Below are 24641 nucleotides of genomic sequence, written 5' to 3'. Positions count from 1 at the left end.
TGATTTCTTTAGAACGAAAGACTTCGTCGCCAGCAGCGCCGCCGCCCTCGTTCAGTGAGCGGACTTATAAGAGATCACCCTCAAACAAGTCAACACACCAAAATACAAATTCTAAAAAAAACATTCAAAGTATTGATTTTAAAGGATAGTTTGAAATTAGTCATACAAACTAACAGATTTTAACGTTTCGGAGCTGCATGACGGGAGCTAGGACTTTTCCTACCACGACGAGGGCGCTCTCTTGGGCATTGCAGGCATTGCGCCCTTCCCAGTCTTATTCGGAAGACGGGCTGAAACGGGCGACCAGAGCGTGCGCATTGCCGGGATAGGTGAAGCGTACATAGGTGACGGCACCCGAATTGCTCCATGTGCGCCGCTCCACGACAAGGCAGGCCTGCCTGTCGGAGATACCCAACAGGCGTGCCACATCTTTCGAAGGCGTTTCGGCACTGATGCGGTGTTCGGCATTGCTCCAGGGAACATGGCCAAGCAGCCAGGGTCCGGGTGCAATCTCCGTGAAGTCGATTTCAGCGGCATCGGGAACGGTTGCCAGATTGACGAGACGCTGCTCGATACAGAATTCCCGCGTGCCCGCAAAATGAATGCAGACGATATCGAGCAGCGATGTACCAATGGCAATATCGAGACTTGTCCGATCCTCACGCTTTGCGACACGCTGCGTGCGCTTCAGAACCTTGAAGCCATATTCCAGGCCAAGGGATTCGACTTCCGCCCTGATATCGTGGATTTCGAGAACCGCGGACTGGATCTGCGGCTGGCGGACGAAACTGCCGGATTTCTTGCGGCGCTCGATCAAGCCGGCCTTCACAAGCTGGCCCATGACCTTGTTGACGGTCATGCGGGAGCAATCGTAGTGGGCGGCGAGATCAACCTCGAAAGGCAACCGGTGACCCGGCGGCCATTCGCCCGATACGATCCGGCCCTCGATATCGCCGAGGATTCGCTGGTGCAGGGTTTGCCCGGCCGATGCTTTCGTCACGTCCGCAATGCCTTCCAACGGCTCGATGTCGTTCCTATCGAGCGCATATCAGCTATCGACAAGTTCGGCCATGACCTTGTTGAAGCGATCCGATATTTCATGGCGATGGACGTGCCGGCCCGCTTGCACCAGTTTTTTACCGCGCACCCAGACGGTATCGACATGGACGCTACTCGCGAACATCCACTGGTCGAGAATCTGGGATGCCGGAAGATGGGGAACGGCCGAGCAATCAAGCGCGACAAAATCAGCGCTTTTTCCCGCTTCTATCTGATTTTTTGAATCCAGCGCCCTGCCACCGCCTTGAAGCGCCTGCTGGAACAGTTTCTCGCCCGTGGAACGGCCGGCATCGGCGATGACATTGCGCGCCCGAAGCGACAGGCGCTGCGAATATTCGAGCATCCGCAATTCTTCCGGCACGGAGATCAAAATGTTGGAATCCGAACCGACACCGTAATGGCCGCCTTCCGCGATGAAACCGGGAGCGGGGAAGATGCCGTCGCCAAGATTGGCCTCGGTGATGGGGCAAAGGCCGGCAACGGCACCGCTTTTTGCCATGCGGCGGGTTTCGGCTTCCGTCATATGCGTCGCATGGATAAGGCACCAGCGATCATCGACCGGTGCATTCTGCAAAAGCCACTCCACCGGCCGCGCACCTGAAAAGGCGAGCGAGTCCTCGATTTCCTTGACCTGCTCCGCCACATGAATGTGGATCGGGCCGCCTTTCGCCAGCGGTTCGATCGCCGCCAGTTCTTCACCAGTTACGGCACGGAGACTGTGTGGCGCGATGCCGAGCGTTGCACCGGGAAGCCCATTCACCACGGCTTGGGCGCCCTGCATGAGCCTTTCGTAACTGTCGAGCGAATGGATGAAACGTTTCTGACCGTCGATCGGCGGCTGACCGCCGAAACCGGAATGCGCATAAAATACCGGCAGCAAAGTCAGGCCGATCCCCGTTTGCGAGGCGGCGGCACCGATACGTTCGGCCATTTCGGCGATATTGCCGTAATGCGAACCATCCATATCGTTATGCAGGTAATGAAATTCACCGACCCGTCCAAAACCGGCTTCCAGCATTTCCATATAAAGCTGGGCAGCAACCGCCTCGACATGATCCGGTGTCATTGACAGCGCGAACTTGTACATGACCGTGCGCCAGCTCCAGAAGCTGTCATCGGCAGGTCCGCGAATTTCAGCAAGCCCTGCCATGGCCCGCTGAAAGGCATGGCTGTGGAGATTGGGCATGGCTGGCACGATAACGGCATGCCGTTCATCCTGCGGCTGCGGAGAAACACCGGTTTCGACGGATGAAACAGCACCGCCCCTGCAGTGGATGCGAACATCTTGCACCCACCCATCGGCCAGAAGTGCTGCGCCCGCGTGAATTACCGTCATGCCACCCTCTCCTCTTGATCTCTTCTGACAAGGCCACGTCGCATACGAAATTACGGCTTGCCAACATGATTATTATGTATATACATTTGGCACATAAAAGAAAGGCGAAAAGCAAATGCCAGGGAACAAATATACAAAGGGAATGGCGACGGGTGACACTACCGCATTGTGGCGCAATGCCCGGCTGGCGACGTTTGATCCTACCATGGATGGCATCGGCGCTATCGAAAATGCTGCCATTGCCATACGCAACGACCGCATCGTCTTTGCCGGCGCCGAAAGCGATCTGCCCGCCGACCTGGCAACGGCCGACGAGATAACCGATTGTGAGAGACGCTGGATCACCCCGGCCCTGATAGACTGCCACACACATCTGGTCTTCGGCGGCAACCGCGCCATGGAATTCGAAATGCGCCTCAATGGCGCGACCTATGAGGAGATCGCCAAAGCGGGCGGTGGTATCGTTTCTTCGGTACGCGACACGCGCGCCCTCTCGGAAGAGGCTTTGGTGGCACAGGCATTGCCCCGTCTGGATACGCTTCTGGCGGAGGGTGTCTCGACCCTCGAAATAAAATCCGGTTACGGTCTTGATATCGAAACCGAACTGAAAATGCTGCGCGTCGCCCGCAAACTTGAGACACTACGGCCCGTTAGAATCGTCACCAGCTACCTGGCCGCGCATGCGACACCGGCCGAATATAAGGGCCGTAACGCCGACTACATTATGGACGTGGTTCTGCCGGGGCTGGAAAAAGCCAATGCGGAAGGACTGGCGGATGCGGTTGACGGTTTTTGCGAAGGCATCGCCTTTTCCGTTGAGGAAATCACCCGGGTTTTCGAGGCGGCAAAACAGTACGGTCTCCCCGTCAAGCTGCATGCCGAACAGCTTTCCAACCTCGGCGGTACGGAGCTTGCCGCATCCTACGGTGCGCTTTCCGCCGATCATCTGGAATATCTTGATGAGGCCGGTGCAAAAGCACTGGCTAAAGCAGGAACGGTGGCCGTGCTTCTGCCCGGGGCCTTTTACGCGCTCCGGGAAAAACAGCTGCCCCCGGTTCAGGCCCTGCGCGATGCAGGCGCTGACATCGCGCTGGCTACCGATTGCAATCCTGGCACCTCACCACTGACTTCCCTGTTGCTGACCATGAATATGGGTGCCACGCTTTTTCGCATGACGGTGGAGGAATGCCTGACGGCGACCACACGCAATGCCGCAAAGGCGCTCGGCCTGCTTGCGGAAACCGGCACGCTGGAAGCAGGAAAATCCGCTGATTTCATCATCTGGGATATCGAACGCCCGGCTGAACTTGTCTACCGCATCGGCTTCAACCCGCTCCACGCCCGCATTTTCAAGGGACAGAAGGTTTCTACATGACTATCACGCTTCACCCCGGCAATGTGACCCTTGCTGAACTTGCCGCAATCTACTGGGATAACGGCACAGCGAAACTCGACCGTTCGTTCGATGCCGGCATAGAAAAAGCAGCGGCCCGCATCGCCGAGATCGCCGCCGGCAATGCGCCGGTCTATGGCATCAATACCGGTTTCGGCAAACTCGCCTCGATCAAGATCGACGCAGCCGATGTTGCGACGCTGCAGCGTAACCTCATCCTGTCGCATTGCTGCGGCGTCGGTGCGGCGCTTCCGGAAAATGTCGTGCGCCTGATCATGGCGCTGAAGCTGATTTCGCTTGGTCGCGGCGCCTCCGGCGTGCGGCTGGAACTGGTGCGGCTGATTGAGGACATGCTGGAAAAGGGTGTCATCCCTTCCATTCCGGAAAAGGGTTCGGTCGGAGCGTCGGGCGATCTCGCACCGCTTGCCCATATGGCCGCCGTGATGATGGGCGAAGGCGAGGCTTTCTATGAAGGTACGCTTCTGCCCGCCGGCGAAGCTCTCACTAGAGCCGGGCTGACCCCGGTCGTGCTCGCCGCCAAGGAAGGGTTGGCGCTGATCAACGGCACGCAAACCTCGACGGCGCTGGCGCTTGCCGGTCTTTTCCGCGCTCACCGCGCGGCACAGGCAGCGCTGATAACAGGTGCGCTTTCCACCGATGCCGCCATGGGTTCTTCGGCTCCGTTCCATCCCGATATTCACACATTGCGCGGCCACAAGGGCCAGATCGATGCGGGGGCTGCACTGCGCAACCTGCTGGAAGGATCCGAAATCCGTGTCAGCCATATCGAAGGCGACGAGCGCGTTCAGGATCCCTATTGCATCCGCTGCCAGCCGCAGGTGGACGGCGCCTGCCTCGATCTTCTGCGACAGGTAGCCCGCACGCTTGAAATCGAAGCCAATGCCGTGACGGACAATCCGCTGGTCCTTTCCGACAATTCCGTTGTATCCGGGGGCAACTTTCACGCTGAACCGGTGGCATTTGCCGCCGACCAGACGGCGCTTGCCATCTGCGAAATCGGCGCGATCGCGCAACGCCGCGTGGCGCTGCTTGTCGATCCGGCTCTATCCTATGGCCTTCCGGCATTTTTATCGAAAAAACCGGGGCTGAATTCCGGCCTGATGATTGCCGAAGTCACCTCCGCTGCGCTGATGAGCGAGAACAAGCAGATGGCTCATCCGGCTTCGGTCGATTCGACGCCAACCTCAGCCAATCAGGAAGACCATGTCTCCATGGCCTGCCACGGCGCGCGCCGCCTGCTACCGATGACGGAGAACCTTTTCGCCATCCTCGGCATCGAGGCGCTTTCGGCGGTTCAGGGCGTTGAGCTGCGTGGGCCATTGAAAACCAGTCCTGAGCTGCAAAAGGCAATCGCCGTGCTGCGTCAGGCGATCCCTTCACTGGAAGAGGACCGTTATATGGCGCCGGATCTGAAGGCGGCATCCGACCTTGTTGCTACCGGCGCTCTTGTGTCCGTGATTTCCGACGGCATTCTTCCGAAGCTGGAGGCGTGAGATGCGCGTCTTCGATATTAAAGAAGGCACATCGCCCGTCATTCTCGGCCTGCCCCACACCGGCACCGATGTTCCGGCAGCGATTTGGCAACGCTTGAACGACAACGGCAAGATGCTTGCCGACACCGACTGGCATATTCACGGTCTCTACGCGGATCTGCTCCCCAACGCGACGACGGTTCGCGCCACCTTTCATCGTTATGTGATCGATGCCAACCGCGATCCTGAAGGCGTTAGCCTCTATCCAGGACAAAACACCACAGGCCTTGTTCCGGAAACCGATTTCGACGGCAAATCGATCTGGAATGAGGGGCAGGAACCGAATCAGGACGACATAGTCTCTCGGCTGGAAACGTTTCATGCGCCCTATCACGCAGCCCTTGCCGCGGAAATCGAGCGGGTTAAGGCCATTCACGGCATCGCCATTCTCTATGATTGCCATTCGATCCGCTCGCATATCCCGTTCCTGTTCGAAGGCAAGCTGCCGGATTTCAACATCGGTACGGATATGGGCAGGACCTGCGACCCAGCCATCGAGACAATGGCGGTCGAAGCGACCGCTGCGGCAGAAGGTTACACCAGCATTCTCAACGGTCGCTTCAAGGGTGGGTGGACGACACGCCACTACGGAAAGCCCGAAACCGGAGTGCACGCCATCCAGATGGAACTGGCGCAATCCACCCATCTAACGACAGAGGCACCGCCGTTTGCCTATGACGACGCCAAGGCCACCAAGCTTCGTATCCACCTGAAAGACATTCTCACGCGCATCGAAACGACTGCGCTGACACTCGCACACACCAAAAGGGGAACCAAATGACCAATCCTCGTCACAATATCCGCGACGTACGCGCTGCGCGTGGAACCGAGCTGACCGCGAAATCGTGGATGACAGAAGCGCCGCTGCGCATGCTGATGAACAATCTCGATCCTGAAGTGGCCGAGAACCCGCACGAGCTGGTGGTTTATGGTGGCATCGGCCGTGCCGCCCGCACCTGGGCGGATTTCGATAAGATCGTCGCTACCCTGCGCGATCTCAACGAAGACGAAACGCTGATGGTCCAGTCCGGTAAACCGGTCGGCGTGTTCCGCACCCACAAGGATGCGCCGCGCGTGCTGATTGCCAACTCCAACCTCGTGCCGCACTGGGCGACATGGGATCATTTCAACGAGCTGGATAAAAAGGGTCTTGCCATGTACGGCCAGATGACCGCCGGTTCGTGGATCTATATCGGCAGTCAGGGCATCGTGCAGGGCACCTACGAAACCTTCGTGGAGGCCGGTCGCCAGCACTATAATGGCGATCTCACAGGCAAATGGGTTCTGACCGGCGGCCTTGGCGGCATGGGCGGCGCCCAGCCACTTGCCGCCGTGATGGCCGGTGCCTGCTGCCTTGCCATTGAATGCAATCCCGATTCGATCGATTTCCGTCTGCGCACCCGCTACGTCGATGCCCGCGCCGAAACTCTTGATGAGGCGATGGAGATGATTGAGCGCTGGACCGCCGCCGGTGAGGCAAAGTCCGTCGGCCTGCTCGGCAACACCGCTGAAATCCTGCCGGAAATGGTCCGCCGCGGCATCCGTCCAGACATGGTAACCGACCAGACCTCGGCGCACGACCCGATCAACGGCTATCTGCCGAAGGGCTGGACGATGGCCAAGTGGAAGGAAAAGCGCGAGAGCGACCCGAAAGCCGTCGAAAAAGCTGCCCGTGCCTCAATGCGCGAACATGTCGAAGCGATGATTGCCTTCCAGGACATGGGCATTCCGACTTTCGACTACGGCAACAATATCCGCCAGGTGGCAAAAGAAGAAGGGCTGGAAAACGCTTTCGCCTTCCCGGGCTTCGTTCCGGCCTATATCCGCCCGCTGTTTTGCCGCGGCGTCGGCCCGTTCCGCTGGGCGGCACTATCGGGTGATCCGGAAGACATCCGCAAGACCGACGCCAAGGTGAAGGAACTGCTGCCCGACAACAAGCACCTGCACAATTGGCTTGATATGGCCGCCGAGCGCATCGCCTTCCAGGGCCTGCCGGCGCGTATCTGCTGGGTTGGCCTTGGTGATCGCCATCGTCTCGGTCTTGCTTTCAACGAAATGGTCAAGAACGGCGAGCTCAGCGCTCCGATCGTCATCGGCCGCGACCACCTCGACAGCGGCTCCGTCGCCTCGCCGAACCGCGAGACCGAAGCCATGCAGGACGGTTCGGATGCCGTATCCGACTGGCCGCTGCTGAACGCGCTGCTCAATACCGCATCCGGCGCGACATGGGTTTCCCTGCACCACGGCGGCGGTGTCGGCATGGGCTTTTCCCAGCATTCCGGCATGGTCATCTGCTGCGACGGCACCGATGACGCGGCCCGCCGCATAGAGCGCGTACTGTGGAACGACCCGGCAACCGGCGTCATGCGCCATGCCGATGCCGGTTACGAAATCGCCGTGGAATGCGCAAAAGAGCAGGGTCTGCGACTGCCCGGCATTCTCGGTAACTAAAGAAAAACTCGGCGCAGTCTTCAGGCTGCGCCGTTTATCTGATCCGGGAAGAGAGCCGCGATCCACCCATCGTACAGTGCCGACAGCGGTGCCGCATCAGTTTCGACGCCGCTGTCGGCGGCCGGTGGAACTTCTGGTCTGTCTGCGGCTTTCTTCCGTTGCCGTTTTTAACCGACCGACTGTATGCTCGTTTGAAAGCCGCGCTAACCGTTAGGCAGGCATGAAGGACATGGTAGATCAAAGAATGGTGCACAGGTTCCTTCCGCTTGCCTTTACCCTCCTGCTCGGGGCACTTCTTCCGGTTTCCGCTACGAATGCCGTGGCGTCCGAAAAGCAGCAAAATGTTCCCGTGCGGATCGATGTGGGCGGCTACAAGCTGAACAGCATCTTGGTCGAGCCGGAAAAAAGCGCCGAGCTTCCGCCGATCCTCTTCATTCACGGCGCAAGCGCCAGTCTCTATGATCCGATGTTTTCGTTTCTCGAAAAGCTGAGAGGCCGTGCAAAACTGCTATTTGTCGACAGGCCAGGGCACGGCAATTCGGATATCGGCGGCAAGGCAAATATTCTCCCGGATGGACAGGCGGACGCCATTGCCCAGCTTATGAAAAAGCGAGGTGTCCCGAGAGCGATTATCGTCGGACATTCCTTTGGTGGCGCCATCGCGGCATCGCTTGCGGTCCGTCATCCGGAGATGGTCGCGGGCCTCGTATTCCTTTCTCCCGCTGTCTATCCATGGGAGGGTGGCATCGCCTGGTATTACACAGCGGCAAATGCGCCCTTTACCGGTCCGCTGTTCAGCACCTTCATTGCTCCGCCCGCCGGTCTCCTGGCATTGGATCAGGCAACGCGCGGTGTTTTTGCACCCAATTCCAGACCCGCCGGTTATGTGGAAGCAACGCATTCCGTAGCGGCCCTGCGGCCCAGGGCCTTTCGGCACAATGCGCAGGAGGTCGCGGCTCTCAATGAATGGGCGCGTGGAGCTTCCTCGGAGTATCGGCGCATCACGGCACCAACCGTCATCATAACCGGTGATACGGACACGATCGTCTCGCCAGAGGTGCATTCCCGTCATCTCGCCAGAGATATTCGCGGCTCCACTTTGATCGTCGTGCACAATCTCGGGCATAAATCTGACTATGTCGCCAGTGACCTTGCCATTGCCGCGATCGAAAAGGTTGCCGGCCGGCCATCCGATTTAAAGGCGGTCCAAAAAACGATTGAGCGACGCATCGAGAATGATCGCGGATCGTAAACTTCCGCCCCCGCCCCCTTAACGACCCGATTCTGGACATCACATGAGAATATTACGCGCTTCCGAATACAAAACCATGCCGTGGAAAAATGGCGGCGGCGTTACGGTGGAAATCGCCATCCATCCGCCGGGTGCTTCCGTGGATGCATTCGACTGGCGCGTCAGCATGGCGACCGTTGCTCAGGACGGACCATTTTCCAGCTTCCCCGGCATAGACCGCACGCTTGCGATTATCGAGGGAAACGGCCTTGCACTCGCTATTTCGGGTCATGAGCCGGTGGCGCTGACGACGAAGAGTACCCCCCTGCCCTTTGCCGCCGATGTTCCCGTGGATGCGACCCTGATGGACGGCGCGATAGTCGACCTGAACATCATGACGCGCCGCTCATCCTTCGCCCACGGCGTGCAAAGACTATCCGGCAGCCGCTCGATGCAAGCGGCAACGGGAACAAGGCTGATCCTCGCGCTCGATCCTCTGACGGTCGCCGTCAACAACGACACAGCCCGGCTGGAGAAGCTGGATAGCGTTTTCATCACGGAAAGCGTGCCGTTCACCATCGAGGCAGATCATGGTGAAGGCATATTCTTTCTGATCACGCTACAAGATATCTGAAGCGCCGCAGCCTCAGTCCAACCCCAGCGGATCGGCCACCCGTGGCCATAGCTGGAGGCTTGCCTTGCGATAGGCGGTTGTGGCCGGATCGGTCGGATAGGAAGTGGGCGCGGCGATATAAACGATCTCGGAAGCGACCGGCGCAAAACCCGCATGGAAGTGGTTGGTGGACTTCACCAGCAGCACGTCTTTCCTGGCAAAATCAATGCCGAGATTGGAAAAGATATCCGGCTCATAAGTTTGCGTGCGGCTGGTAATGAGAATGATATCGATTTCCGTTCCGACCGGTCGAACGACGGCGGCGCGGCCGAGCGTGACGCGGCTATTTCGGAAACTCTGCCACCCTGCTTCTGCAGTGCGCATGACCCTGATCCGGAAATCGAGCGGCTCGCCACCTTCGGGACTGGATTTGCCGCCAATACGCAGATCAATCTCCGCCCCCTCGCCTGCCGCGTGACAGAAAGACACAGCAATCGGATCCCAGATCGTTGCCACACCGATATTGTCCATGCCGCGCTCCACCATGCGCCGCAGAATATGGGTGGCATCACCCGCAACGCCGCCACCGGGATTATCCCATATATCCGACACCACGACCGGCATATCCGGATGCTCACTACGAATGGCGAGAGCCCTGTCGAGACCCGATTCCGTGTCGAGCATCGGCATGGCAGTCAACTTGCGCATGGCATAAAGCTCATGGCCGAGTTTTTCGGCCAGTGCGTCGCCTTTTGCCCTGTCATTATCTGTCACGACGACGATACGCGTGCCCATATCTGGTACATCGCCTGCCATGAAACCGTGAATGACGGAAATAGACAGCACGCCGTCCTTACCCTCCAAAGCCTTCAAACGGTCAACATAAGAACGCATCGGTTCGCGGCTGGTGGGGTAAATGGTGATCATGCGGCAATTGAAAGTGGAAATAACCGGCCTGATTTCTCCGCGCAGGGTGCGAAGTGCCAGTTCAACGACGTGCTCACCACGTTCCTCAAAATCCGTATGCGGGAATTCCAGAAACGTCGCCATTATATCGAGATTTTGGACCCTTAAAGGGGTCAAATGGCTGTGGGGATCGAATTCCGCCGCGATCAGTACGTCGGGACCAACAAGCGTGCGGACATGTGACAGGAAATCACCTTCCGGATCGTCATAACCCTGCGCGACCATGGCGCCATGGAGACCAAGAATTACCGCGTCGACCGGCAGTGCGGCGGCAAGCTCGGCGAGAATCGTATCGCGCAGCGTTTCATAGGTCTGGCGCTGTATCAGCCCCGCCGGTTCCGCCCAGCAGGAGGTACCCTCGATTACCGTAAACCCTTCCGCTTTGCCGCGCCGGCGTAGAATTGGTACCGGTGAGGAGCATAGTGTCGGCGTTTCCGGATGTTCGCCGGGCCCAGCGTAAAAAGCCGCGCGAAAGGCGTCCATGTCCGTCGGGACGGGTGAAAACGTGTTGGTTTCGGTGGCAAGCGATGCCGTGAATATGCGCATGACTGTCATTCTCGTTGCCGATGCCCGCTTTTCAGCAGCATTTTTTTGCAATTTAATTAGCCGGGTAATGTTACCAGACGGTGCCGCGTGCTGTGACGTCTTCCACCCGCGTCACGATACCGTTTCGATGGAAAACCATCCTGTCGAAAAGATTAGTAATGACGCAGGTGTGGTTCGGCACAACCTTGACCAGCTCACCGATTTCCGGCCGCCCCGATGTGCAGCCCGACAAATCGACCACCGCATGTTCTTCCGAAAGCGACATGATTTTCGCGCCTTCATACCCTTCAATCAGCCCGTAATCGCTGAACCCAAGGAGATCGGAGGTCAAAGCCTTGGAGCCACAATCGAGCACAGCGCGATCAGGTGTCGGTCGCGACACCACGGTGGCAAGAACATGCATTGCCAGGTCGCCAGCGGTGCAATGTCCGGCGCGCAGCATCGAACGATCATTATATACATAGGTGCCCGCCCGATATTCGGTTGCGGAGGGAACGAGGTGAGCAGAGAAAAAATCCGGTGAGCCGCCACTGGAGCGAACCGGGCAGTCAATGCCTTTTTCCGCAAGCAACGCCATGGTTTTCCGAATGAAGTTCTCCACCTTTTCAGCGCCACCGGGTGCCGGATAGGTCAAAATGCCCTTGAAATTGAGGCCCGGTGCCGCGACGATCTTTTCTGCAAGCTGCAACACGGCTTCCGGGGTCTGCACACCGCAGCGTTTTCCGCCGGTATCGCATTCGACAAGAACGGAAAGCGGTCTTTCCGCATCGAATGTGCCGGCAAGGCCGGCAATCGTCACGGCACTGTCGGCAACGACGCTCAGCTGCCCTAAACGCGCATTCAATGCCCTCAGCCGCGAGAGTTTCGCCACGCCGAGGATATTGTAGGTAATGAGGATGTCGTCGAAACCGGCATCCGCGAAAACTTCCGCCTCGCTGACCTTCTGGCAATTGATGCCGATGGCGCCCGCCTGAAGCTGCTGCTTCGCAATGGCTGGTATCTTATGTGTCTTGATATGGGGGCGAAAAGCCATGCCATGTCCATCAAGATAGGACTGCGCCCGCGCAATATTGGCGGCAAGTCGGTCCTCGTCGATCACGGGCATCGGCGTCGAGATCGCATCGAGTGGGGTGCCTTCGTCAGGCCAGGGGTAGGTCATTGTCAAACGCTCTCAGAATCGGAAATTGGCAATCAAACCAGTGGCTTATAGGCGATAACATCCATTTCAACCTTCGCATCGACCATCAGGGGCGACTGCACGGTTGAACGTGCCGGTGGATGATCGATGAAATATTTCTGGAAGACCGCGTTGAAGCTCGAAAAATCCCGAGCATCATCCAGCCAGACATTGACCTTGACGACATCGGCAAGTGTACAATCCGCAAGCGCCAGAACATCCATGATATTGGCCACAACCTGCTCGGTCTGAGCCACAATGCCGCCAGTTACTACTTCACCATCGACGGTTGGCACCTGTCCAGACACATAGACGAAATCACCGGCCCGCACGGCCTTGGCAAAAGGCCTGCGCTGTCCGCCAGCCTGAGCGTCAGCCGTCTCGAATCGTACCAGTTTCTGCTTTTCCATAGATGCCTCGCAAATAATTTTCATGGAAATCGTATTTTTAAGGGTTTAATAGCTCTTTTTGCATCAATATTCCACAAGTGATGTAAATAATTTAGCAATTATGTAAATCATCAACTCGCGGACGGATGGACGTCACGTTGAGATATTCGTATCGCCGCACGTTGTCGAACCGAATGATGAGACTCAAAACCTATTGTCTGTCGCGATCTATGGAAGCGGTTATTGGCTGAGCCAAGGCTCTTACTAACCCTTAGCTCTATCGCGTAATGAGGAAGCCCGGTACATTCGGATGGTTGCCTGATGAGAGAAATAGAGAGGTTAGCCGCGGCAAACCTCAGTATCTGAAAAGTTAGAGGAACAGTCTCAAGCGCAAACTCTTTAAGACCTGGCACTGCGCGAGTGCTCTTTCCTTCACATCAACCGTGTGCCGAAACCCGCCGGTCCGATACCACTCTGTCCGTGACAGCTTGCGCGATCTTTCGCGCCTGCACGCGGATATCCGGCACGGCGGTTATCTCCCAAAAGCGGCCTGCCGTCAGCGCCCCGGCGGCAAACAGGCCAGGCCAGACCTGCCCGTCCGCGCTTGACAAGCGCGACTGGCCATCGACCTCGACCCCAAGACCAAAGGCGTCGAGCAAAAGCACGCCATCGTCCCGCATGGTTTCCAAAAGCCGTGAATGACCGATCCCCGCCCTCTCCATTCCCGTACAATTAACGACCCAATCGACCTGAAACTCTCCAAGCGTCTCCGTATGCCGACGGCGATAGAGTACGGCGATCCCCTCGTCCTGCTCGTCGAGAGAGCGAAGATAACCAGCATGGATCTCTAGTACGCCGTCAGATAATAGCTTTTCAAAAGCCTTATGCACTTCGGGCGCGATTCGGTGCCGGTGAATGTTCCACCAAGGCAGAGCATGGCGAAGAAACCGGCTTCGCTGCTCAGATGTCAGCCTCTGCCAAAGCAGCTGGGTCTTCGGCCTTAGACCATCCATGACAGTACGCCACGGCGCACCATCTTTCACCTGCTTACGCAGAGCCTGCACTAACCGGCTGATCTCGGTCGAACCTTCTGGTAAGCGCGGATCAGCTGGCGACAGTGGCGGGCTGATATGTGGATGCGGCACAAGTCCGCGGCGGGACAATACGTGGATTGGGCCACGATGTCCCTTTCCTCGAAGCGTCAGGACCTGATCTATCATCGTCAGGCCAGAACCCAGAATACAGATGCGGTCCCCCGCCTTTACTCTCGAAAGCCATCCGGACTGCCAGCAATGCCCGATGATGCGATGCGGCGCGTCGTCATCTTTCGTCAGAGTTTGCACCGGCAAACTTGCCGCGCCGACACCAAGACATAAGACAACATTTTTCGCCCGTAGCTTCTCACCATTCTCCAGTGCAAAAGAGAAACCGCCGTTGCCATCCGGGCGACAGGCTGAAGCCTTGGCACGGATGAAGTCCACCCTCGCCCGCTGATCCCGGCTTCTCAGCAGACTGGCGAGCCTGTCCCTGAGATAGAGGCCGTAATCGCCACGTGAGGCAAAAGCCAATGGATCATTGCCGAGCCCATTCTCCGTCAGCCAATCGAGAAAGTCATCCGGCCTGTCGGGGAATACGCTCATCCGCCCTGCCGGCACATTGAGCCGGTGATAGGGCAACTCGGTACGATAGGCCGTGCCGCGCCCGAAATCCGACTCGTCGCCGACAATGGCGATCAATGCGTCCCCAGGCAGGGATGATAAGAGATGAGCGGCGGTACAGATAGCCGAGAAACCCGAACCGACGATAGCGACATCATAGGACATTCATTCCTCCAACCTGCGACAGCACGAAAGGTAAGGCGGTGGGCGCCGGACCCGTTGATACTCTAGTCGATGAGTAGAGATTAAACACCTGCCAATGTCTACCCTTCACTTTCCGCCGGCGGGATCGCGCCTTGCACATCTGGTGTGAGGAATTCCCAAAGTTAGCCGCGGCAAACTTTCGCTTTGGTCACTCCTTGTCAGTTTTAAAGGAAGTCAAAAAAACGCGTCTCAGCCAGAACGAAGATGAAGTTAGCCGCGGCTAACCGAAAAACTCTCACAAAAAGCAAAACTGATTCTTCCACAATGCCTTAGCGGTACTTCTGCATCCGGGAAAAAAGCCTATTGCGCCAAAAAGAGAATCGGCGCTTATATCTCAGTTGCGGAAAAAACCGTCTTTTTCGAAAAAAACCGCAACTGCAATATCGAGCGAAAGTAGATCCATGACACAGAGTGCCGACTCAAGATTTGCTGCAGGGGCACCCGACCTCACGAGCCTTATACAACAGCATTCGGCTGCATTGTCAGCCCAATTGCAGGCGCATAATGCGAATACGTTTTCGCCGCATACCGAAAAGAGTATGCGCCATTTTTCGCCGGCGGAAACCGCCCGGCTGATTGGCATCGGTGAAGCCTATCTTCGTCAGATCGCCGCTGAGCGTCCGGAGCTCGATGCAGCGCAGGCATCCGGTCGTCGTTCCTATTCGGTAGAGGATATGGATGAGATCAGAAAGTTTCTCGATCAGGGCGCGCGCGGCACGCGTCGCTATCTGCCCCACCGTCGCGACGGCGAGGAATTGCAGGTCATCGCCGTGATGAATTTCAAAGGCGGTTCGGGTAAGACCACGACATCCGCGCATCTGGCGCAATATCTGGCGCTGCGCGGTTACCGGGTTCTGGCTATCGATCTCGATCCGCAGGCCAGTCTCTCCGCTCTCTTCGGTCACCAGCCCGAAATGGATGTCGGCCCGAATGAAACGCTCTACGGCGCGATCCGCTACGACGACGAACGCCGGCCGATCGCCGAGATCGTTCGCGGCACCTATATTCCCAACCTTCATATCGTTCCGGGCAATCTGGAGCTTATGGAGTTCGAACATGATACCCCGCGCGCACTGATGCGTCGCGCACCAGGCGACACGCTGTTTTTCGCCCGCATCGGCCAGGCAATCGCCCAGGCCCAGAATTTCTACGACGTCGTGGTCATCGATTGCCCACCGCAACTCGGTTACCTGACGCTTTCGGCGCTGACGGCAGCAACATCGGTTCTCGTGACCGTTCATCCGCAAATGCTTGATGTCATGTCCATGAACCAGTTCCTTGCCATGACTGGCGATCTTCTCGCTGAAATCGGCAGGGCCGGCGCACGCTCCGATTATAACTGGATGCGTTACCTCATCACACGTTTCGAACCGAGCGATGGGCCGCAGAACCAGATGGTGGCTTTCCTGCGCTCGATCTTCGGTGAAAACGTCCTCATTCACCCGATGCTGAAGAGCACGGCCGTTTCGGATGCCGGATTGACCAACCAGACGCTTTTCGAGGTGGAAAGAACCCAGTTCACGCGCTCCACCTATGACCGCGCGCTGGAAGCCATGAACAACGTGAACGCTGAAATCGAGGGATTGATTAAAAAAGCGTGGGGTAGGGCAGCATGAGCAGAAAACAGATTTTCGCCAATCTTGGCACGCCAGGCACAGACAACGATACCACTCCCGAGCGGTCCCGTCCGCGTGTCAGACCCATCCTCGGTTCTCCCGAACTGGTGACGGATGTGTTGAACTCGCCAGTCGGCATGATCGGCCAGTCTCTGAACGAAGTGTCGGAACGCTCCAAGCGTGCTGAAGAGATCGAAAAACGGCTCGCAGAGGGCCTTACGATCGTTTCGCTCAATCCTGCTGATATCGATCCGTCCTTCATACCCGACCGCATGCCAGCCTCAGAAGAGGCGGATGCAGGCCTGGTGGAGGCTATTCGCGAGCAGGGCCAGCAGGTTCCCATTCTGGTGCGCCCTCATCCCGAATTTCCGGGACGTTATCAGGTCGCATTTGGCCATCGCCGTCTGCGCGCCGTTTCCAACCTGGGTATTCCGGTCAAGGCCGTGGTTCGCGATCTCAGCGACGAACAGCTGGTTGTCGCCCAGGGACAGGAAAACAACGAGCGCCGTGACCTAACCTATATCGAAAAGGCGCGCTTCGCCCAGAAACTGCAGATGCGGTTTCCGCGTGATACGATCATGGCGGCGATGTCCCTGCACAAGGGCGATCTTTCCAACATGCTATCGGTTGTCGGTCGCATTCCCGAGGATCTGGTCGATCTTATTGGTCCGGCACCCACCGTCGGTCGCCGTAACTGGATGGATCTCGCAGATCAGCTCTCCTCGTCACAGGTCAAGGAAGCTGCGCGCGCTTATGTAAGGGAGCCATCCGTTGCCGCTCTTCCGTCCGAAGAACGCTTCAAGTCGCTTCTGGATTTTCTGAAACCCAAGGCACAGGCAAAGAAAGCCGGTGTCTGGTCTTCGGAAACTGGCAGCAGACTGGCAAAGGTGGTCGAAAGCGACCGCAAGCTGGATATATCCATCGACAAGAACGAGGCGCCGGAATTTGCCGATTTCGTTCTGGAACATCTTCAGGCGCTGTTTGCCGAATACCGGTCCAAGCAGTGATTGTTAATACCAACGACTAACAGGAGACGCATTACAAAAGAAAAAAGCCCCCGAACGTTGCCGCACGGAAGCCTTTCTTTGATCTAAGCAACCAAAGAATCTCATTTCCGCGAATCATAGTCAAGAGTCTTGGCATCGAATTTTTCGGTGAGCGATTTTCTTTTGCCTTGTGAAAGGTGAAAGACATGGACAGCACATGTGTAACGACGCCCTTTGGGCGGCGAGCGATGTCGTTTGGCGTCCTCGCAACTCAGTTTGCCGCGCAGAAAAACAAAAAGACCGAGGCGGTCGATAAATGGAAACTCTACCGTTCGGTCTGTGAAGCCAGACCATTGCTCGGCGTGACCGATCGTTCTCTCGCGGTCTTGAACGCCCTTCTGAGTTTTTATCCGAAAAATGAACTCTCCAGCGAAGCCGGATTGGTCGTCTTTCCGTCGAATACGCAATTGTCATTGCGAGCACATGGAATGGCAGAACAGACATTGCGCCGACATCTCTCGGCTCTCGTCGAGGCCGGTCTCATCATCCGCAAGGATAGTCCTAACGGAAAACGTTACGCCCGTAAGCACAGGGGCGGGGAAATCAGCGAAGCCTATGGTTTTTCGCTGGCACCGCTTCTCGCCCGCAAATCGGAAATCGAGGAACTTGCCGAACGCATCGTTCGCGAGCGGCTCGACCTTCAGCGGCTTCGTGAAAACATCAGCCTGTGCCGCCGCGATATCCAGAAGCTTTGCGAAATGATAGCCGCCAGCGGTGAAGTCGTAACGTCAGATGGATTCCAGACGCGCTACAATACCATTGCCCGGTCTCTCGGCCGTAATTCAAAGCCTGTCGAACTCAAGGAAATCGCCGGATTTTTGGTCTCCCTGCGTGCAGAAGTGACCAACTATCTGGAAAATATTGAAAATTCGGAGAAATCGGGCGGCAATGACTGCCAAAATGAGCGCCTCATAAAGAATTCAGAATCCGAATCTATATCTAAACCGCAAAATTTGCGTGAACCGGTAATCGTCGCACCTGCCGACACGACAGTCGTACAGCCAGAATACGCCGTACCCGTCAGTGCAAAGCCGTCATCGCAACAGCCAAAGCCTGTTCTTCATAAGCAATTTTTTGTTCCTGATATTGTTTTGGTTGTGAAGGCTTGCCCGGACATTTCCCTCTATGCACCCGGAGGAGCAGTGACTGGATGGCGTGATCTGGAAGTGGCGACATCAGTCATCAAAACCATGTTCAACGTTAGCCAGTCGGCCTACCAGGACGCCCTCACCACTTTCGGTCGACAGGGAACAGCGGCGATTCTTGCCTGCCTGCTGCAAAAGGCGGACCAGATCAGCTCGCTGGGCGGATATCTGCGCAATCTCACCCGTAAGGCCCACGAGGGCGGGTTTGATCTTCAGGCCATGCTTCTGGCGCAACTGCGGGGTCGAACTGACGGGATAGAGAGAAGCATGGCTGTATGAGTTCTTGAGGACGGACAGAAAATGGCGCCGGCTTGCCGAATTCCCAGTCTGCAGCTACATTGACGCTGTTTCTGCAAGACTCCGAAGATTCGCTGTGAGGCTGCCAGTGTTTACGAACAGACTGTGCTGGCAGGGGTTCCTATGGTTAATGCAAAGTAATGAAAGTTAAGCCTTGATTGACTTTCGTTTGAGTTATTCCATGATTGGTTTCAATCGCTTGAGTCCGGGTATCTTTTAGCGGTAGTGCGATGATACGGGCAGGAAAAGCGCGATTTTTACGCGTTTCTTGCCTGACTAGACTGGGGTAATGCAGATATCTCGGTATGGCACGATGTTGGAACTGAACCTTCCCTAAGATTGTGCGTTTCCGTGTCGATGTTGGAAGGGGGCCTTGAGCCTATGGTTTTTCCAGACGATATGGAGCTGGCTGTCGCTGTTTACATGGCGGACATTGCATTGCCTCGAGATACCGCCATCGAAAAGCTCTTGAAGGCGGGACTTGAAGAAGCCGGTTATTTGACCGGAGGTGAGGGGCGGCCGCCGGAAATTATCGACGGGCAACCAAGTTCGGACTATGTGCAATATCGCACATATCTGGACGAGGACAGCTGAAAGACGGCTGGAACCAAACCGGGCGAAGGCTGTTTATGGCGCAGTCAATTGTGACAGGATGTGCCGATGTTCTCCAAGTCCCTCTTTATCGCGACAATTGTCATCTCCGCGACGAGCCACCCGATATTTGCTCAACCATTAGAGGTCAGCATATTGGAACCGACCAAGACCCGTAGCGCCGAATTCTCGCCTGGGGCGACCGCATCGAATTATATTACCGATGTCTCCGGCAAGACAGTGCGTCTGGTAGGACCGCGTTTTTACCCCGACAATGCGCGGGCGCTGCAGTTTCCCGGCCGGGACTCGAATGTTAATTCTTCGGATGAAGCGCAACGCTAACGCGATCGCAATAATTCATATTGACGAACAGGGGCAGAATGGGAACCGAAAGCGAAACGTCCGGGCAGAAACCGGATGCGCAAACCTGGATCAAACAGGACGGGCACGAAGCAGAAAAGGCGACCTTTCCTGAACTGTTCTTCGATCTGGTTTTCGTTTTCGCGCTCATTCAGCTTTCCCATGCGCTAGCAAAGGACTTCGGACCGACAGCGGCGCTTGAGGCGGGCATACTGATATTGTCACTTTGGTGGTTGTGGATACACACCACCTGGATCACCAACCTGCTGAATACCGAAAAGGAGCCTGTCCGGATTCTGCTTTTCGTCCTGATGTTCGGCGGGGTTCTTTTGGCCATCGCGCTGCCGGAGGCTTTTGCGGAACAGGGTTTCGTGTTTGCCCTTATCTACAGTGCCATGCAGGTGGGACGGAGCCTGTTTGCACTTTATGCCTTTAAGGGAGAGGACAGGCAGTCTTTTCTGGTTTTTGTGCGCGTGACGATCTGGCTAGTCGTATCGAGCCTGTTCTGGATGGCTGGTGGGCTTGTCGATCTGACGGATCGAATCCTCCTGTGGGGTATAGCGCTCGCGATAGAATATGCCGGACCCGCTTGTCGTTATGTCGTCCCGGGATTGAAAGCAAGCGATGCGGACAAGCTGCATCTCTCCGGCGAGCATCTTGCGGAGCGCTGTGCGCTTTTCGTCATCATCTGTCTCGGGGAAACGATCCTAACCACCGGCCGCACGGCCACGGAATATATGAATTCTGGCCTCACATTCATCGTCTTTTGTTCGGCCTTCGTCAGCACCGTCACAATGTGGTGGATCTATTTCCATCACGGGCAGGAAGAGGCCTCCAGAAAGGCCGAACATGCCGACGAGAAAGCGAAGATTGCCCAGAATCTTTTCAACTACGGACATTTGCCTATCGTGGCCGGCATCATCCTTACGGCAGTTGGAGAGGATTTCAGCCTGTCCCATGCCCATGAAGGGACGACGATGAGGGAGTCACTCGCCATTCTTGGCGGCCCGATCCTGTTTCTAGCCGGTAATATCGGCGTCAAGATTGCTGCCACCTATCAGCGGCCGATCTCGCATTTTGCCGGAGTAGCGGCGCTCTGCCTGCTTCTGCCGGTGCCGGGCGTGCCGCTTTTTGCGCTGCAACTGGCAAGCACGGGGATTTTGCTGCTGGTGGCGCTGTGGGAATATCTGGCGCTGAAAAAATCAGTCGCCAACGCCTAAGCAGTGGCGAAATCGCGTGCCCTGTCGTTCCACAGCCGCAGGCTGCGGGCATAGGCCTCTTCGAAAGGCAGAACCATATCATTGACCAGCATCAGGGCAATGGCAGCGGTGGAGACGATGATGGTTTCCGCTCTCTCGTCTCTGGCCGCCCCCGTCCAGACGGCGCGCCAATATTCGAAGGTGGTGAACATGGTCGGCATTTCGGCCGGTGGCGTTTCGCGGGCGGGAATGACGAACTCGACATCTTCGCCCTTGGAAAGACCGAAGATCCGGGTGCTGCGGAATGGAGTAAATTGCGCGAAATCCCGCGTATTGCCGAGAATGGCAAGGCTCTCGACGGAAAGCAGCCGCGCCGTATCGCGATGAAGCTCCTGATAGGAGGGCCGGGCGACGCCGATAATGGTGCTTCTGGCGCGAAGCGGATTGAGAAGATGCACGACCGTATTGAGCGGCAGGCGCATTTCCAGAATGCCGTGCAGGCCAAGCAGGCTCTGAAACTGTAACGATAGTCCACCGATCGGCAGATAGGCGATCCCTTGCGAGGCAGTGGCCTTGGCCGCCTGCGAAAGTGAATGGCAGAGCGGTATGCCGCAGGCTTCAGCGGCGAGTTCGAGCTTACCGCCATTTTCTCCCTGGCCCACATGGCCGTGTAACAAGACGCTATATCCCGCCATGGAAACGAGACGCGCGGAATGCAGGAACCAGGGTGCATCGCGATGTTTGGGCGACATATAGGCCGGCCAGTCGAGATCGACCGATGCGGGCGCTTGCTGGTCTCTTTTTATATGGCCCCACATGGCTTCGATAAAACCGGCAAGCTCTGCCGCGGTCACACCGCGATATTGCATGGTCGCAAGCAGCGCTCCTATCTGTATGGGATCTGCATTGCCTTCGAGAATGATCGAAAGCGCGTCCATCGCCTCTTGCTGGCTGAGCGGGCGGCTGTTGCCGATGCCCATCGCCGAGGTCGCTATATATTTGGCGAGCCTGTGCTGCGGATCGGCATTGTGGCCGATGCGGGCAAGGCGGTCCGCTATATTTTCCGGTGTCGGCTGACCTTCCAGAAGAATGCTGGGGCGCAGCGAAAGAGGCGGCGCCTTCATCAGCACCGGCCGTTCCCAGCCGCTAACATTGGCGGCTGCGGGAGCTGCCGCTTTTTCCTGTGAATAATCGATCAGGTTTTCCGCCTCCGCCGCCAGCGAACGAATGCGCAGCCGCATGGTCTCGGCAAAGGGGGTGGGTCGCAAACCCTGGCCGGTGCGTAAGAACAGCTGGTCGCCGTATTTCTCGCGCAGCTGCTGTAATATCCGACTCATCGATGATGTCGGCAGTCCCATGCCTGCCGCTGCGCGGCTGACGCTTCCTTCCCGCAACAACGCATCGAACGCGACAAGTAGTTTCAGCTGACCAAGCCTGTCGGGCTTTGTCGGGGAAGCTGGTTCTTCTTTTCTCTTGCCGGTTGTCATCTTGCTGTTTTTTTACCCCGCCCCCGATTAGAGGGGGCCTTTTTGCAATTTCTGGAATTTAGAACTGTTCGAAAACAAACGCGTTGCGCCAGACCTCCCTCCTAAATAAGTGGGGGTAAATTCTCAAGTTAAATGCGGGGGCGTAACATGGAATTGAAGTACCGCGGGCAGGATATGGCCGCGACGATAATAAAGGCTGGCATTTTCGTCGCTATGGCGGGAACGGCGCTCAGCGTTGCCTTGCCTGCTGTCGCGCAGCAGGCGACCGACGGAACCACCGTTCTTCAGCAGATTGTGGTGACCGCGTCCGGCTTCGAGCAGAATGTAAAGGATGCTCCGGCCAGCATCACGGTTGTGACGGGAGAAGATCTGGAAAAGGGGTCTTATCGCGATTTGACAGACGCCTTGCGCGAAGTTCAGGGCGTGTCTGTCACCGGCATTGCCAATGAGAAGGATATTTTCATTCGCGGATTGCCCGGCGCTTACACGTTGATCCTGGTTGACGGTAAGAGGCAGAGCACGCGCGATGCCCGTACCAATGGTAATTCCGGCTTCGAACAGAGTTTCGTACCGCCGGTTTCGGCGATCGAACGCATCGAGGTCGTGCGCGGCCCGATGTCCTCTCTTTACGGTTCCGATGCCATGGGCGGCGTCATCAACATCATCACCCGCAAGGTTGGCGATGTCTGGTCTGGCTCCGTCACCAGCGAGGGTACGGTTCAGCAACATTCAAAATTCGGTAATAGCGGTCAGGTGTCCTGGTATGCCAATGGGCCGATCCTGAAGGATCGGCTGGGGCTGCAGATCTGGGGCAGGGGCTTCACGCGCGGCGAAGACCGCATATTGAATGGTACGACGGGCGCGAAGGAATATGATTTCAATGGACGTTTGACCTTCACGCCGAATGAGGATCACGACATCTATCTCGAGGCTGGCAAAGCACGGTTGCGCCGCGATGCCGAGTCCGGCGAGACGCTGGCAGCCAATGCAGACGGCACCTACAACACCAATACGCGCGACCATTGGTCATTGTCGCATACCGGCCGGTGGGGACCGACCACGTCTGAATTCTCCTTCCAGCAGGAATGGGCCGAGCGCACCAACTTCACCAGAAACTTTCGCACGGGACGCGTCACTGAAAATCCGCGCTCGCCGGAGGTTCGCAATAGCGTTCTCGACGGCAAGTTCACCACGCCGTTCGAACTGTTCGGCAACCATACGCTCGTCACCGGCGGTCAATATTTCGAGGCACAGCTGAAGGACCAGAATCCGGGACGCCGTACCGGTCGCGACGAAACTTTCTCGGCGACGCAATGGGCGCTCTTCGTCGAGGATGAATGGCGCATCGTCGATAGCTTTGCGCTGACGGGCGGCCTTCGTCTGGATAACCATGAAAAATATGGCAATCATTTCAGCCCGCGCCTTTACGGCGTCTGGAGCGCAACCGACGATCTTACGATCAAGGGCGGCATTTCAACAGGTTTCCGCGCACCGGAAATCCGCCAGATCGCACCGGGTTACGCCTATACGACTGGCGGCGGTGGGTGCACCTATGCCTCGAACGGTACCTGCGGCGTGATCATCGGCGATCCGGGTCTGGAGGCGGAAAAAAGCACGAGTTATGAATTGGCAGCACTCTGGGACAATGGTGATGTTGCCCTCGGTGCCACCTATTTCTACACAGATTTCAAGGACAAGATTTCCAACGCGCTGGTGCTCAATCCGGATGGAACGCCTGCCCGCTGGAGCGAAGATAGCAATTATCGCCTCTGGTACAATTACAATATCGACGACGCGGTCATTCAGGGCATAGAACTGACGGCAGCATGGTATGCGACGCCGGAACTGACATTGCGCGGCAACTATACCTATACGCATTCCGAACAGAAGACGGGCGATTACGAGGGTTTTCCGCTGGCGCGGACGCCGGAGCACATGGCCAATCTGAGAGGCGAATGGGTCACCCCGGTGGACGGGCTGGAAGCCTGGGCCTCGGTGAATTATCACGGATCGGAAATCAATGCGGGTCCGCGCATCGGTACGAACGGCAAACCGGTTACGATCAACGGCAAGGCCGGGCGTAAATATGACGCTTACACCACCCTCGACATCGGGGCGAAATATGCGGTGGCCGAAAATGTCGATCTCAACGCGGCGGTTTACAATGTATTCGACAAGGAAGTCGGCGCTGACGATTTCAACACGGTCATGGAAGGCCGCCGCTTCTGGATCAGCATGACCGCCAAATTCTGATCCGCGATATTTAAGAATTCAGAGGCGCCCGATTGGCGCCTCTTTTTGCCATCCATCCTATTGACCTCAAC

At 57.0% G+C, this 24641-nt stretch carries 20 protein-coding genes; 13 read left to right on the top strand and 7 right to left on the bottom strand.

Annotated features, from left to right (window positions below):
• Positions 1-274: 274 nt before the first annotated feature.
• Both hutC and ASD46_RS14980 read right to left on the bottom strand, forming a co-directional pair.
• On the bottom strand, positions 275-1000 hold the full coding sequence (gene hutC / locus ASD46_RS14985) for a histidine utilization repressor (RefSeq protein ID WP_025595286.1): 726 nt from the start codon (positions 998-1000) through the stop codon (positions 275-277).
• 48 nt (positions 1001-1048) lie between these two features.
• Entirely contained in the window at positions 1049-2395 is a 1347-nt protein-coding gene (locus tag ASD46_RS14980; RefSeq protein WP_025595287.1) for a formimidoylglutamate deiminase, read from the bottom strand.
• Positions 2396-2510: 115 nt separating this feature from the next.
• Here ASD46_RS14980 and hutI point away from each other — a divergent pair, with 115 nt between their 5' ends.
• From hutI to ASD46_RS14950, 6 genes are all read left to right on the top strand, one after another.
• Positions 2511-3770: an imidazolonepropionase gene (hutI, locus tag ASD46_RS14975; protein WP_060642499.1), complete on the top strand. Its 1260-nt coding sequence runs from the start codon at positions 2511-2513 to the stop codon at positions 3768-3770.
• A complete protein-coding gene (hutH, locus tag ASD46_RS14970; protein WP_060642498.1) occupies positions 3767-5302 on the top strand; it encodes a histidine ammonia-lyase in 1536 nt (511 codons plus the stop codon). Before hutI ends, hutH begins: the two co-directional genes overlap by 4 nt.
• Position 5303: 1 nt before the next feature.
• Entirely contained in the window at positions 5304-6122 is an 819-nt protein-coding gene (gene hutG / locus ASD46_RS14965) for an N-formylglutamate deformylase (RefSeq protein ID WP_060642497.1), read from the top strand.
• Complete coding sequence (hutU, locus tag ASD46_RS14960) at positions 6119-7792, top strand: urocanate hydratase (RefSeq protein WP_025595291.1); 1674 nt, start codon at positions 6119-6121, stop codon at positions 7790-7792. The genes hutG and hutU overlap by 4 nt, the downstream gene beginning before the upstream one ends.
• A gap of 220 nt (positions 7793-8012) precedes the next feature.
• Positions 8013-9044, top strand: coding sequence for an alpha/beta fold hydrolase (locus tag ASD46_RS14955; RefSeq protein ID WP_029658852.1), 1032 nt, complete (start codon positions 8013-8015; stop codon positions 9042-9044).
• A 43-nt stretch (positions 9045-9087) separates the two neighbouring features.
• Positions 9088-9657 carry a HutD family protein gene (locus ASD46_RS14950; protein WP_025595293.1) on the top strand — a complete coding sequence of 190 codons (570 nt, stop codon included), beginning with the start codon at positions 9088-9090 and terminating at the stop codon, positions 9655-9657.
• 12 nt (positions 9658-9669) lie between these two features.
• Here the strand turns inward: ASD46_RS14950 and ASD46_RS14945 are convergent, their stop codons facing one another.
• From ASD46_RS14945 to ASD46_RS14930, 4 genes are all read right to left on the bottom strand, one after another.
• Positions 9670-11148, bottom strand: a complete 1479-nt coding sequence (locus ASD46_RS14945) for a M81 family metallopeptidase (RefSeq protein ID WP_025595294.1) — start codon at positions 11146-11148, stop codon at positions 9670-9672.
• A gap of 70 nt (positions 11149-11218) precedes the next feature.
• Positions 11219-12307 carry a D-TA family PLP-dependent enzyme gene (locus tag ASD46_RS14940; protein ID WP_003511637.1) on the bottom strand — a complete coding sequence of 363 codons (1089 nt, stop codon included), beginning with the start codon at positions 12305-12307 and terminating at the stop codon, positions 11219-11221.
• A 32-nt stretch (positions 12308-12339) separates the two neighbouring features.
• Positions 12340-12735: a RidA family protein gene (locus ASD46_RS14935; protein WP_003511636.1), complete on the bottom strand. Its 396-nt coding sequence runs from the start codon at positions 12733-12735 to the stop codon at positions 12340-12342.
• A 416-nt stretch (positions 12736-13151) separates the two neighbouring features.
• The gene (locus tag ASD46_RS14930; RefSeq protein WP_025595295.1) at positions 13152-14537 is read right to left on the bottom strand and encodes an FAD/NAD(P)-binding protein; all 1386 of its coding nucleotides are present in this window, start codon (positions 14535-14537) and stop codon (positions 13152-13154) included.
• A gap of 440 nt (positions 14538-14977) precedes the next feature.
• On the opposite strand from ASD46_RS14930, the gene repA reads away from it, so the two are divergent.
• The 6 genes from repA (at position 14978) to ASD46_RS14900 (ending at position 20851) form a co-directional block, all read left to right on the top strand.
• The gene (gene repA, locus ASD46_RS14925; RefSeq protein WP_029658853.1) at positions 14978-16192 is read left to right on the top strand and encodes a plasmid partitioning protein RepA; all 1215 of its coding nucleotides are present in this window, start codon (positions 14978-14980) and stop codon (positions 16190-16192) included.
• Positions 16189-17199 carry a plasmid partitioning protein RepB gene (gene repB, locus ASD46_RS14920; RefSeq protein ID WP_003511631.1) on the top strand — a complete coding sequence of 337 codons (1011 nt, stop codon included), beginning with the start codon at positions 16189-16191 and terminating at the stop codon, positions 17197-17199. The genes repA and repB overlap by 4 nt, the downstream gene beginning before the upstream one ends.
• Positions 17200-17384: 185 nt before the next feature.
• Complete coding sequence (gene repC, locus ASD46_RS14915) at positions 17385-18662, top strand: plasmid replication protein RepC (RefSeq protein WP_082546204.1); 1278 nt, start codon at positions 17385-17387, stop codon at positions 18660-18662.
• A gap of 399 nt (positions 18663-19061) precedes the next feature.
• Positions 19062-19274 carry a hypothetical protein gene (locus tag ASD46_RS14910; RefSeq protein ID WP_019565010.1) on the top strand — a complete coding sequence of 71 codons (213 nt, stop codon included), beginning with the start codon at positions 19062-19064 and terminating at the stop codon, positions 19272-19274.
• 66 nt (positions 19275-19340) lie between these two features.
• Entirely contained in the window at positions 19341-19613 is a 273-nt protein-coding gene (locus ASD46_RS14905) for a hypothetical protein (protein WP_025595298.1), read from the top strand.
• Positions 19614-19651: 38 nt separating this feature from the next.
• A complete protein-coding gene (locus ASD46_RS14900) occupies positions 19652-20851 on the top strand; it encodes a low temperature requirement protein A (RefSeq protein WP_019565008.1) in 1200 nt (399 codons plus the stop codon).
• Here ASD46_RS14900 and ASD46_RS14895 read toward each other — a convergent pair.
• Entirely contained in the window at positions 20848-22317 is a 1470-nt protein-coding gene (locus ASD46_RS14895; protein ID WP_060642495.1) for a glycosyl transferase family protein, read from the bottom strand. The genes ASD46_RS14900 and ASD46_RS14895 overlap by 4 nt on opposite strands.
• A gap of 147 nt (positions 22318-22464) precedes the next feature.
• On the opposite strand from ASD46_RS14895, the gene ASD46_RS14890 reads away from it, so the two are divergent.
• Positions 22465-24570 carry a TonB-dependent receptor plug domain-containing protein gene (locus ASD46_RS14890; protein ID WP_060642494.1) on the top strand — a complete coding sequence of 702 codons (2106 nt, stop codon included), beginning with the start codon at positions 22465-22467 and terminating at the stop codon, positions 24568-24570.
• Positions 24571-24641 lie beyond the last annotated feature (71 nt).

Source organism: Rhizobium sp. Root491 (assembly GCF_001427205.1).
Lineage (GTDB): Bacteria > Pseudomonadota > Alphaproteobacteria > Rhizobiales > Rhizobiaceae > Agrobacterium > Agrobacterium tumefaciens.
This window is presented reverse-complemented; position numbering and strand designations above follow the sequence as displayed.

Bases quoted from the DNA above. Each gene is read 5' to 3' on its own strand.
- repC (WP_082546204.1), top strand. From the start codon at position 17,385: ATGGACAGCACATGTGTAACGACGCCCTTTGGGCGGCGAGCGATGTCG.
- ASD46_RS14930 (WP_025595295.1), bottom strand. From the start codon at position 14,537: ATGTCCTATGATGTCGCTATCGTCGGTTCGGGTTTCTCGGCTATCTGT.
- ASD46_RS14890 (WP_060642494.1), top strand. From the start codon at position 22,465: ATGGAATTGAAGTACCGCGGGCAGGATATGGCCGCGACGATAATAAAG.
- ASD46_RS14950 (WP_025595293.1), top strand. From the start codon at position 9,088: ATGAGAATATTACGCGCTTCCGAATACAAAACCATGCCGTGGAAAAAT.
- repA (WP_029658853.1), top strand. From the start codon at position 14,978: ATGACACAGAGTGCCGACTCAAGATTTGCTGCAGGGGCACCCGACCTC.
- ASD46_RS14910 (WP_019565010.1), top strand. From the start codon at position 19,062: ATGGTTTTTCCAGACGATATGGAGCTGGCTGTCGCTGTTTACATGGCG.
- ASD46_RS14955 (WP_029658852.1), top strand. From the start codon at position 8,013: ATGAAGGACATGGTAGATCAAAGAATGGTGCACAGGTTCCTTCCGCTT.
- ASD46_RS14940 (WP_003511637.1), bottom strand. From the start codon at position 12,307: ATGACCTACCCCTGGCCTGACGAAGGCACCCCACTCGATGCGATCTCG.
- ASD46_RS14900 (WP_019565008.1), top strand. From the start codon at position 19,652: ATGGGAACCGAAAGCGAAACGTCCGGGCAGAAACCGGATGCGCAAACC.
- hutI (WP_060642499.1), top strand. From the start codon at position 2,511: ATGCCAGGGAACAAATATACAAAGGGAATGGCGACGGGTGACACTACC.
- ASD46_RS14945 (WP_025595294.1), bottom strand. From the start codon at position 11,148: ATGCGCATATTCACGGCATCGCTTGCCACCGAAACCAACACGTTTTCA.
- hutH (WP_060642498.1), top strand. From the start codon at position 3,767: ATGACTATCACGCTTCACCCCGGCAATGTGACCCTTGCTGAACTTGCC.
- ASD46_RS14935 (WP_003511636.1), bottom strand. From the start codon at position 12,735: ATGGAAAAGCAGAAACTGGTACGATTCGAGACGGCTGACGCTCAGGCT.
- hutU (WP_025595291.1), top strand. From the start codon at position 6,119: ATGACCAATCCTCGTCACAATATCCGCGACGTACGCGCTGCGCGTGGA.
- ASD46_RS14905 (WP_025595298.1), top strand. From the start codon at position 19,341: ATGTTCTCCAAGTCCCTCTTTATCGCGACAATTGTCATCTCCGCGACG.
- ASD46_RS14895 (WP_060642495.1), bottom strand. From the start codon at position 22,317: ATGACAACCGGCAAGAGAAAAGAAGAACCAGCTTCCCCGACAAAGCCC.
- repB (WP_003511631.1), top strand. From the start codon at position 16,189: ATGAGCAGAAAACAGATTTTCGCCAATCTTGGCACGCCAGGCACAGAC.
- ASD46_RS14980 (WP_025595287.1), bottom strand. From the start codon at position 2,395: ATGACGGTAATTCACGCGGGCGCAGCACTTCTGGCCGATGGGTGGGTG.
- hutG (WP_060642497.1), top strand. From the start codon at position 5,304: ATGCGCGTCTTCGATATTAAAGAAGGCACATCGCCCGTCATTCTCGGC.